The organism is Terriglobia bacterium (assembly GCA_036496425.1).
In the GTDB taxonomy this organism is placed as follows: Bacteria; Acidobacteriota; Terriglobia; order 20CM-2-55-15; family 20CM-2-55-15; genus 20CM-2-55-15.
In genome coordinates, this window is sequence record DASXLG010000035.1 from 17,502 (window position 1) to 27,529 (window position 10,028).

Below are 10,028 nucleotides of genomic sequence, written 5' to 3' on the forward strand. Positions count from 1 at the left end.
AATGGCTGAACAGGTTACATATCATCCGAATGGGAATGTCCGCGAGCGCTGCTCGCTGATCGACGGCCAGCTCGACGGCGCGGCGACCACCTACGACGAATCGGGAAACCTCGTCCGTGAAGCGGCATTCAAAGCGGGTAAGCTCGATGGTGAAGTCATCTCCTATACCAATGGCCGCGTCACTCAAAAAGCGGCGTTCGCCGGCGGCGAACTCAACGGCCCCACGAGTATCTTCGGGAGTGACGGCTGGATCGCCGAGAAGATGATGTACAGCAGGGGCAAACCGAACGGCGAATCTCTGGTGTACCGCAACGGAGCTATCCAGTCCCGCAGCATCTATGTGGACGGTCTTCTTCAGGGAGAATTCATTTCATACGACGAAGCCGGAAATGTCGTCGGGCGTGCGATCTATAAAAACGGCAAGCTTGAAGGAGAATCCGTCTGGTTCAACAAGGAAGGAACTGTCGTCAGGCGCGCTGCGTATTCCAATGGAATGCTCAACGGCGATCGGATCGATTACTTCAACTCGGGTGAGATTCGGGAGAAAGCCTCCTATAAGGATGACAAGCTCGAAGGCGAATTTACCCGGTACCACGAGGGCGGCCTGGTGGCGGAGCGAGCTTTCTACCGCGACGGCAAGCAATACGGCGATAAGCTCGAGTTCGACGAATCCGGCGAATTGAAGGATGAGAATTCTCCCAAATCAACCACCGGTTTCCGGCGCCTGCTGACGCGCATCAAAGGACAGTAAGGAGAATTTATGGGAATGCAGGTTTGTACGGGAGCAATGATGCAGTGCAGTTTTGGCTCATCTCCAAGCGCGCTCGCCGTGCTGCCGGAGAATAAGGTGACAGGTGCGGTGCCGCTGGCCAATATCATGGACAATAAGCCCACGGTGAACATTCCGCCGTTCGGGATGTGCAGTGCGTCGTCAAACCCCGCCGTGGCCACGGCGACCGCGGCAGCGGGGGGAACTTTAACCCCTATCCCTTGTATTCCGGTGACGACAGCACCATGGGTTGTGGGCTCGCCGACAGTTTTGATCGGCAATATGCCGGCTTTGAACGACTCCTCCACGCTGGCATGCAGCTTTGGCGGTGTGATCAAGATCAACGTGCCGGGCCAGGCTCAGATCATGGTGCCTTAGGGTACCCGCTACCACAAAACCTGGTAGGTATTTTGAAAATTCAAGCTCCTGGGTTAGAATCCACAACCCCAGATCATGAGCGAGAATTACGAGTTTTCATTTGAGCGCAGTCAGTTGATGAAAGTCGTCGCGGGACTTCTGTCGCTGGTCATTCTTGTGTTCGGCGCAGGCCTCCTGACGGGCGTCGCGCTGCAAATGCGGGAAGCTGCTCCGGCACTTGTCGCTCAGTCTCCGCACTCTCAACCGGTAACCGCTCCGGCGGTTGCTCCCGCTCCAATTATTGTTACTCCGCCGCCCGAGCCTGTTGTTGCTCCGGAGGACCAGCCCGCTGTCGAAGCTTCGAACGATGATGCGCCGGCAATAGATCCTGACGCCCCTGCGGTCGAAGACACTTCTCCAGCGTCCAAAGTAGCCGATGCCGAAGACATTGGAAAATTCGCTGTCCAGTTCGGAGCGTTTTTGAGCCGCCAGAATGCAGGCGTTCTCGCCAAAAAACTTGTGACCCGCGGCTACGATGCCGGGGTTGTCGCGCGCGAAGATTCGCACGGCCGCACGTGGTACCTGGTGCGTTACGGCGTTTTCACGAATCGGGCGGAAGCGACAGCGGCGGCGCTCGACCTCAAAGCGCGCGAGAATCTGGATGCCCTGGTCCGGCCGTCGAACTCGATGTAGCCTGTTTGAATGAAGCAGCACATCGTCCAGCCTGGGGAATGCCTGACCAGCATCGCTGCGCGCTACGGATTTTCGCAGGACATGATATGGAACCTCAGCGACAACTCGGCGCTGAAGGAGAAGCGAACAGATCCGAATACCCTGGTGCCTGGTGATGTGATTGCAATTCCAGATCGCCGCGAGAAGCTGGTTTCATGCGAGACAGCCCAGACGCATCGCTTCAAGTTGTCGGCGCCCTCGGCGCTTTTCCGCCTGCAGATGTTCGAGGACGAGAAGGCGCTCGCCAATCTGGATTTCGAACTGAAAATTGGAGAGCAGAAGTTCACCGGGACGACCGACGGCAGCGGCGTTCTCGAGGTCACGATACCGTCCACGGCGAGTGAAGGCGTCCTGACGATCGGGCCGGACAAGGATGTCTATGAATTACGATTCGGGCAGCTTCAACCGATCACCGAGAAACAAGGTGTCGAGGCGCGCCTCCGGAATCTGGGGTTCGTGGAAGACAGTACCGAAAAAGCCTTGCGTGCTTTTCAGAAGCGGTTTGGTTTGACGGAGACCGGCGAGGCCGATCAGGCCACGATGGATAAGCTCGTCGACGTCCACGATAAAGTCTGCGACTTCCCTGAACACACTTCTCAGGAGACTTCCCAAACCTCCTGATCGCGATCCGGAAAGGTCACCTGACAACTTCCCGGCTGGAGGCGTTCGACTCGCGCCTTCCCATTGCCGTCGAGCCTGCCCCACTTCACAGAGCCGTCCGGCAGCGTGAGCTTATAGCGCTCGTTGGGGACGGGACTGCCGTTGGGATCGACCAGTTCGATTTCAATCCAGGTTTTTTCCGGCTCGGGTTCCTGATTGAGGACGATCTCGTCTTCATCCCTGGTGTCCGCGCGCCGCGCCATTTCGTCCTCGCGCGGCGTGCTTTCGGACTTGCGCTGGCTCTTTTTGGATTTTCCGGAGCCCTGCCCGGGATTACCTCGAATAATGCCTCGGGTTCCGGGTGCCCCGGCCAGGCCGGTATCCACCTGGGCAATTGCCAGCTGTCCGGTTGTGATTCGCCGCGCGATGTGTTCAAAGAGGTTTTCGTCGATTTCAAACTGCATCGTCGGGCGCGGGTCCGCGAGGACCCAGAGCCGCAGATTGTGTTCGATAACAGGGTCATTGATACAGCTGCGGAGGAAATTGATCGCGGCAACCCTGTCTTTCATACGGACGGCGGCGGGGCCGGCATCGACGACGTGCCGGCATAAGAGGAATTCGTCGAGCCCGCGGCGAAGGAGAAAGGTCGAACCCATTTATCCAACCTCCCAGACTTCCTGGTCGCGGTCCGGGAATGTCACCACACGCGCCAATTATAACGATTCCTGGATCAGATGACCTTGCTCGACTCGAAAACGCAGCAAGGCCGCCGGCTCCTGGCCGGAAACGATGAACTCCTGGATGGGGCCAAACAGGCTGTCCAGTTCGTCGGCAGAGCACGTGGGCAGATAAGTTCGGAAGACGCGTGGATCATAGTACCGAAACACCAGATCCTTGCCGCTCTCGTCTCTGACCATCAGAAATTTCCGGAGGTGTTGCCGGAGTTCGATGAGTTCCGAGGGGGCCCATATGTAGATGCCCCAATGGTCCGTCCAGCCGTCCGCAATCACCTTTCTGGTGAACGGGTGGTCCTTTTGCAGTTTCACGAGGTACGGCGCGACTTGTTCGAGTTCCGGCGCAACTTTTCCGAGATAGAGACTGGTCCACTCCAGCGTGCACGCTTTGACGGCCGGATAGATTTTTTCATTTCGTGCCGCGTCGAGAATGGCGTAGACGTTCATTCCGGGCGGCATCGGGTCGGACCAGAGCTGGCCGGAAACTTTATTTATCTCTGCTTCAGTCATCGGTTATTTGCCAGTTGGGCGCGAGCGCACTTTTCGCAGAATGGAAGTCCTTCCCGCGCCGCATTCCTCATCGCATCTGCAATTTTCCCGGCGTCGATATCGCCGCTTGCCGGGTCTGCCGGATGTGATTGTGCCAGAATCCTGGCGCGAGCGCATTTCTCACAGAAGGGAATGCCGAGCCGGGCGGCTTCCCGCATGGCTTCGGCCATGAGTTTGGGATCGACATCGTCGATGACGGGATCCGGAGGAGGTTCTTTCGCGCGCAGCCTGGCGCGAGCGCATTTCTCGCAGAAGGGAACACCGAGCCGGGCAGCCTCCCGCATGGCCTCTGCCATGGCTTTGGCGTCGACATCCTCTTCCACTGCCGGCGGCCGCGGCTTTTCCGGTCCGATATGATGCTGCATCTCGAGCGTTGTTTCGTTGGGAACACGGAAGCTCATCAACGGGTCGGGACTCGGGTGCAAAGCGAGATCCGGTACAAGTTCACGCGAGGGCGCAACGGCCGCTCCGAAGACAGGTTCCAGGGCTGCGGCTTCTGCCTTCATCACCGGTTGTGGTTCGTGAGCCACCTCGATTCCAGGTTTGAACGGATGCGAAGGTTCCGATTCGATAGCCGGCGCCAGGTTCGCATTTTCGGTTTGGATGTGGGGGCCCAACGAAGGTGTTTCCTGGATTTCATGCGTGGCCCCGCCGCTGAACGGATGGTAGAAATTGATCGTGTTCGCGCCGGTGGCGCCGGCAGGCAGACGTTTGACGTGGTAAACGCCCTTCGTGACCGTTGTCATCCGTTGGCGCTCCGGGCTTCCGATGGGGGAAGCGCAACAAATGCACTGGGGATGGGCCCGGTCAATATGGAACCCGCAAAAGCATATATAAAGTAGGTCTGCGGGGTTGTTCTCAGGTTCGCCATCTGGCAGAGATCGAGCGTGAAATGTCCGGTCGCGAAATTCTGTCCGCCTTCGGACGTGATCGGGGCATAGCTGGGCACATGCAGTTTCACGAACTGCGGCGAACGATCGACTGAGCCGGTCAGGAGCAGTGTGATCGGAACGATGGCGGTTTCCCGCGCCTTCGCCACGATGTGCCTTTTATCGACCGGCAATTTGAAGCTGGCGGTCAGAATGCATTCTTCCGCCGACACTAAATTCACGCGTTCGATCACAATCTGAATGCCGGACTCCGAAGGGACGGACGGAGAATCCAGCCGTTGTTCGTATATCGGAAACCATCGCGCGCCCGAGTGAGCCTCCGGAGAGACTTTGGGCGGCCCCAACTGTGTGGCGAGGCGTTGGCCGAAAAACTCCTCCACGGCAGGATCTTCATAGGCGACGGTTTCAACGACTTTCATCCGCTGGCGTTCCGAAACCTGGTCCAGGCTGATGAATGTAATCAAAAAATCGCCGCGCATTGGCGGCAGCTTCAGGCGTTGAGCGAGATCGACAATGCGGCCTTCGCCGATCATTGCAGGCGGTAGACCGTTCGGATGGGGCCGCGGCCGCGGTGCCGCGGGCGGATCGAATGCAAGGGCAGCGCGCAACTCTCCCGTATAAAGATTCATCCCCGTCACGATCGTCGAGGCTTCGAAGTTCGGGTTATCGCCGCCGACGGGATAGACCCGGATAACGGCAACCGGGAAAACCCGATGCGCATCGAGCCCGACTTTGGCTGGAGCCGCTATGACGAACGCTTCTTTACCCTGCGCCATCAATTTCCGCTGGACGGCCTTTTTCGTCCGCCAGGGGTCGCTCCAGAATTCCTCATCTTCAAGTCCGAATCTCTCTTCCGTGATGGTCGTATCCTCCAAGATTAAATCTCTTTAAGGTGACGGGTTTCCAGTTCGGTTTTCACGTCGACCGGCCGGCCGCCGGCCGTCATGCCTTTCACCCTGGCGGCTAGAATCATCGCCAGGCTGGTGTACTTCTGGAACTTATCGCCGCCGATACCGGCAAGACAATTTGCCCACGCATCCAGATTGTCATTGACCACCGGCGCGGCGTCCAACAGCGCGATTGCCGCGCTGATTTTCCGGTCGACGGAGTCCCGCTCCGTCGTCGGGAGCCGCGGCGATCGCGGATCCAGAGGCCGCGGACCGTGTCCGGGTGCGTATGCCACAGACTGGGTCATGGTGGCTCGCAGTATTTCCAGGTACCGTTTGAATTCTGCCGGATATCCCGCGAGGATCGCTATCAGGTCCTGGCCGGCGACACCGTCCTGATCCTGCATCATCTGGTAAAAACTCTTATAGGCTATCCACGGTTCCCGGGGGTGTTTTACCATGTATGGAAGCGGAACGCCCGTCAGATCGTCTTTCCAGGAGGTCGCGTGCGTGAGCAGACTGCGCCGGACGTTGAATAATTCGTGGCTGCTGCCGTCGCTCGAGTCCGCGGTCGTACTCAAATGCACCCGCGAACCGACATGATAGTGCCTGGTCTGATTCGTGACGGGATCGCCTCCAAGCATCACGCGCCGCGTGAAGACTTTGCCGTTGAACGTGGAATAAAAGCGTTCACCGCCGACAATAGGAGAGCTCATCGTGATGGCACGAAGACGGCTCCACGGCCAGGTATTCAGCGGGGCAGGAAGCTTTTCCCCGTTGGGGCCATGCACGGTCCCGCAGATCATGGCACTGCTGAATTGCGCTGCCAGCGCCCCGCCAAGGCTATGTCCCGTCACGCTGATCGAGTCGGGCGCCCGGCCGAATGCGGTGTGGATCGCGGCCAGGCAGGTCTTGATGTTCGGTATGCAGGATTTCACGGTTATGCTGAATCCCCGCGAAGCGCTGCCGTAGGCGCTGATCTCGGGATCGTCGACCGTTTGAAACGCATCCATATCTGTAACCCAGTCCCCGTTGCCCCGCGCCACATGCTTATGAGTACCCGGAACTCCCCAGTGACGTTCGCCGGATTGATCGCGTGTGCGCAGCGCGAAAACCGCCCTCGTTCCGCTATTCAGCCCGGCTACTGCAGCGCGCCCGAGGGCTCCGCTGCGGCTTCCTCGAAACGCGATGTGCACATCGTATGGGCCGCCTCCCTTCGCAACTGCCAGGCAATAGCCCATGAAACTCCAGCTTCCTGCCGATCCCAGGATCGAACCTGTCGCGCCTTCGAATCCATATAGCCGGTCGGTGCCGGCGGTCGGCGCCGGCTGGGTTGCAATCGATCTCGGGCCGGGCAATGGCGGAAGAGTGCGGGCCCGCAGCGGATCCATATAGTCGAACGGGTCTATATTCAATGGATAGGATGCCATGAAGACTTCCCGTACCCGCGAGGTTATCGCCGTTGGACTGTTGTGCCAGAGCCACTGCTCGCGCTCCGGACCGAGGAATACCGGACGCCACGGATACAGACGCTGGTAACGGGTGATCAGGGGATCGAGCAGCACATTCGACGGCCAACCCGCTGCGGCGCCGGGACCGCGATAGCCGCCCTTTGAAGGATCAAAATACGCGTGGGTTTCCTGCATGAACGTATCGCGGCGGTCCGTCATACCTGTTGCGACCTGCTCCATATACGGATCCAGCGGCCAGATCAGAGTCTGGGCGTGCAGATGATAGGTCAGCATGCACAGGTCAAGGTGGTAGACGAGTTCGTGATACATAAGAACTTAAGGTATGACTTCGAGTCGTCTGGAGCGTCCGAAGTTGACGCAGGCATCGCAAAGAGTCTCTGCAGTGTCGAGGCAATCTCCCGGATTCCCGCTGCTGTGTCCGTGCGCTATGCCTTTGTCGTCTTTGATTTTCGAAAGCGATGTCAGGATGAAACGGACGAGGTTCACGTCCCCTTTCGGCGGCGCCGGAACCCACGCCAGCAGCTTGCCTTCAGCCATGCCGGCCGCCTCAACATGGGCCTGAACGGAAAATTCGACTTTGACAGGGCACACATCGGCCGTTTTTGTCGCGCCGACGTACGAGCCCGGCCCCGGCGTGCCGTCGATGATGTTCGCCTCCGGGAGCACGTAGTGCCACTCGTTTATGGTCGATTTCAGCCCGTCTGTTACGTCCAGAAGCTGGAACGTGGCCGTACGCGGGTTACCGGACTCATCGAGGCCGGGATGAAAGACCAGGTCCTTCTTGCAGGCGTCGAACTTTGTATTCAGGAAATCTTTTACGGCCTTGAAGCACGCATCTTCCTGTTTGCCGGTGTCCGAACCGCCGAGAAGCTTTGTCGTCATGGCGCCCTTTGTTCCTTTGACGTCGGCGGCCATTGCGTCATACATGTTGTTGAAGAACTCTGTGAGGCGCGTCTGGTCCGGGCCCGAAATTGTGGCCGTGAATGGTGCGGCCGAATCGGCGCCGCCGGCAAAGTTGACCATCAGCGAAATCGTCTCGGAACCTGAGCCGAGTGCCGCAGTTGCCAGGACACAGTAGGTTTCCGGGACTGAAGCTGGGGCATCGGGCAAAAGTCGATTTGAGCGATCTTCATCGATTTTCAGAGCCGCCGTATATTTGCAGCAGCTGTCGTCTTTTGTAATGTCGGCCGTCAATTCGATCTGTGTGATTCCGTCGGCGCCATCGTCCCCCGAATAGGGCATGAATTTGCCGCTGAAGCTGCCGGCGATGTCCACGGAGCCCGTGGCCGTCGTAAACGACCCGTTGTAGTCTTTCGTGGCGGCAGCCGGTTCCTTGGTGTCTTTTCGCCACTGGAGCATGGAGTCGCAGGGAGTCATGTAAAGCGTCTTTCCCGGATGTTTCTCCAGCCAGGTCTGACCGTCCGGTAATTCACGCCAGTTGCGGCCAGTGAGCACATATGCAGGTTCGTCCTCGGCCGTTGTGGGCAGACCAAGGAACTTCCTTCGAAGCAGCGTTCCCTGGCCGGCACTCTCCATGCTGCTGAAGATTTGAGTGCCGTCGTGCATGAACTCGATGAACAACTGTTTGCCGAGATTCTCCAGCCGTCTCAGGGTGGAGTGGTTGAGGTCATGCAGACTCCCGTTTTCACTCGAAACCACCCGATCCCGCATGATGTCCGCCACCATCAGCTCATAATGCAGGCGGCGCCAGTTTTGAAACTTGAGCGTCTGGTCCGGTAATACGTTCGTGTCGGTCAGAAACTTATCCGAGCCCGCGATTTCAATCAGGCAGGTATCGCCGCCGGCCACACCCAGCTGCACCTTGAACGATCCGGTCCCGCCCTTCAAAGTCACATTGCCTTCGTACTTTTGATTGGCGGTTTTTTCGTCGATGGTTGCGGTCGTATCGTCGTCTTTTACTTTGACAACCTTGGTCGGGAAATCGGTGTCGGAGCGCTTGCTCTTTGCAACGGGTTCGCTATCGTCGGGACCGAACGTCACCCGGAAGTGGACCTTCGTTTTTTCGCTTCCGATCTTGATGGCGCGGTCCTCGTCTCCTTCGACGCCTGCCGTAATGACGACCCCGGTACCTTTGCCGGTCTGCCCGTAGCTTTCCAGCGGTTCATTGACGTATTGCTTGACGGTTCCGTGTTTCGGCGTAATGAAGACAGCCCGGAATTTGATGTTGCCTTTGGCCTCGCGCTTTCGCCCGGTGACCACGGTCTGCTCGGTGATTTCGCACGGACTGGCCTGCACGATCGTAAATCCGGGCTTCAGATCGAGATTGAACTCGGCGGAACCGGCGGGAACCGTATCGCCTTTGGCGTTGGCTGTATCCAGAGCGAAAGTGCTCTGGATGCCTCCGACCTGGTGGCCGCCCTGGAGCACTCTGAACTGGAAGTTGGCCAGCGCAGTGCCGTCGGCGTCCAAGGTAACCTTGAGCTGAGCCGTTCTCGGCACGACCTCGAACTTTTTGACGGCGAGGCTCTCTCGCGGTTCCGTGTCGCCGGACTTGTTCTTGACCTTATAAAAGACGTGATAGTCCAGAACGTAGCTGTCCTTATCATCGGGGACGACCGGCGCAGTCAATGTATGCGTAACGGTCACCGCTCCGGAGGCGTCTTTGACGCCTTCGGACATCGCTATGGTCTTGTCGGTGTCGGTATTCGGTTTTCCGTCGATAAAGAACTTGAAAGTCACTTCTTCGACGAGGCTTGCATGATCGGCGGCAACCGCTCCCTTGACGGTGAGTGATGCCCCTTCATAAATCTTGACGGTCTGGTCCAGTTCTTCTTCGGGATTCGCTTTCATGTCCTAAAAACCGTCAATGACGGCGGATTCCTTTTGTCTGAGCTTGCGCCGCGATGCCGCCCCAGACTTCAGCAATCTGGCCGGTAATTGGCAACACCCGATTATGAAAGCGGGCAGGAAGCTTAATTTCGATAGACATTACCGCGCCTCCCCTCCGTCTGACCCCTACGGTCAAACGCATATGTAGGATACCACTGAGGGCCGGTCCGTAAATGTAAGGACCTTGC

The 10,028-nt window shown here is 58.2% G+C and carries 11 protein-coding genes; 4 read left to right on the top strand and 7 right to left on the bottom strand.

All coding sequences use genetic code 11. The features are described 5' to 3' along the window. Position 1: 1 nt before the first annotated feature. From VGK48_02505 to VGK48_02520, 4 genes are all read left to right on the top strand, one after another. A complete protein-coding gene (locus VGK48_02505) occupies positions 2–751 on the top strand; it encodes a toxin-antitoxin system YwqK family antitoxin (GenBank protein ID HEY2380031.1) in 750 nt (249 codons plus the stop codon). Between the two features lie 9 nt (positions 752–760). After that, a complete protein-coding gene (locus VGK48_02510; protein ID HEY2380032.1) occupies positions 761–1,147 on the top strand; it encodes a DUF4280 domain-containing protein in 387 nt (128 codons plus the stop codon). A 75-nt stretch (positions 1,148–1,222) separates the two neighbouring features. Next, positions 1,223–1,819, top strand: a complete 597-nt coding sequence (locus VGK48_02515) for an SPOR domain-containing protein (protein HEY2380033.1) — start codon at positions 1,223–1,225, stop codon at positions 1,817–1,819. Between the two features lie 9 nt (positions 1,820–1,828). Then, on the top strand, positions 1,829–2,479 hold the full coding sequence (locus VGK48_02520; GenBank protein ID HEY2380034.1) for a peptidoglycan-binding protein: 651 nt from the start codon (positions 1,829–1,831) through the stop codon (positions 2,477–2,479). On the opposite strand, the gene VGK48_02525 is transcribed toward VGK48_02520, so the two are convergent. The 7 genes from VGK48_02525 to VGK48_02555 all read right to left on the bottom strand — a co-directional run. After that, positions 2,455–3,114, bottom strand: coding sequence for a hypothetical protein (locus tag VGK48_02525; GenBank protein ID HEY2380035.1), 660 nt, complete (start codon positions 3,112–3,114; stop codon positions 2,455–2,457). The two genes, VGK48_02520 and VGK48_02525, sit on opposite strands and share 25 nt — an antisense overlap. A 57-nt stretch (positions 3,115–3,171) precedes the next feature. Next, on the bottom strand, positions 3,172–3,702 hold the full coding sequence (locus tag VGK48_02530; GenBank protein HEY2380036.1) for a DUF4123 domain-containing protein: 531 nt from the start codon (positions 3,700–3,702) through the stop codon (positions 3,172–3,174). Further along, positions 3,699–4,487: a hypothetical protein gene (locus tag VGK48_02535; GenBank protein HEY2380037.1), complete on the bottom strand. Its 789-nt coding sequence runs from the start codon at positions 4,485–4,487 to the stop codon at positions 3,699–3,701. Before VGK48_02535 ends, VGK48_02530 begins: the two co-directional genes overlap by 4 nt. Further along, on the bottom strand, positions 4,484–5,506 hold the full coding sequence (locus tag VGK48_02540; protein ID HEY2380038.1) for a hypothetical protein: 1,023 nt from the start codon (positions 5,504–5,506) through the stop codon (positions 4,484–4,486). Before VGK48_02540 ends, VGK48_02535 begins: the two co-directional genes overlap by 4 nt. Positions 5,507–5,508: 2 nt before the next feature. Next, complete coding sequence (locus tag VGK48_02545; GenBank protein ID HEY2380039.1) at positions 5,509–7,299, bottom strand: hypothetical protein; 1,791 nt, start codon at positions 7,297–7,299, stop codon at positions 5,509–5,511. Positions 7,300–7,305: 6 nt separating this feature from the next. Further along, positions 7,306–9,801, bottom strand: a complete 2,496-nt coding sequence (locus VGK48_02550) for a hypothetical protein (protein HEY2380040.1) — start codon at positions 9,799–9,801, stop codon at positions 7,306–7,308. 13 nt (positions 9,802–9,814) lie between these two features. Next, positions 9,815–10,028, bottom strand: a 214-nt coding sequence (locus tag VGK48_02555; GenBank protein HEY2380041.1) for a hypothetical protein, incomplete at its 5' end; no start/stop codon positions are given.

Excerpts from the sequence above, each read along its gene's own strand:
- VGK48_02515 (HEY2380033.1), top strand. The coding sequence starts at position 1,223 with ATGAGCGAGAATTACGAGTTTTCATTTGAGCGCAGTCAGTTGATGAAA.
- VGK48_02525 (HEY2380035.1), bottom strand. The coding sequence starts at position 3,114 with ATGGGTTCGACCTTTCTCCTTCGCCGCGGGCTCGACGAATTCCTCTTA.
- VGK48_02550 (HEY2380040.1), bottom strand. The coding sequence starts at position 9,801 with ATGAAAGCGAATCCCGAAGAAGAACTGGACCAGACCGTCAAGATTTAT.
- VGK48_02535 (HEY2380037.1), bottom strand. The coding sequence starts at position 4,487 with ATGACAACGGTCACGAAGGGCGTTTACCACGTCAAACGTCTGCCTGCC.
- VGK48_02520 (HEY2380034.1), top strand. The coding sequence starts at position 1,829 with ATGAAGCAGCACATCGTCCAGCCTGGGGAATGCCTGACCAGCATCGCT.
- VGK48_02530 (HEY2380036.1), bottom strand. The coding sequence starts at position 3,702 with ATGACTGAAGCAGAGATAAATAAAGTTTCCGGCCAGCTCTGGTCCGAC.
- VGK48_02510 (HEY2380032.1), top strand. The coding sequence starts at position 761 with ATGGGAATGCAGGTTTGTACGGGAGCAATGATGCAGTGCAGTTTTGGC.
- VGK48_02505 (HEY2380031.1), top strand. The coding sequence starts at position 2 with ATGGCTGAACAGGTTACATATCATCCGAATGGGAATGTCCGCGAGCGC.
- VGK48_02545 (HEY2380039.1), bottom strand. The coding sequence starts at position 7,299 with ATGTATCACGAACTCGTCTACCACCTTGACCTGTGCATGCTGACCTAT.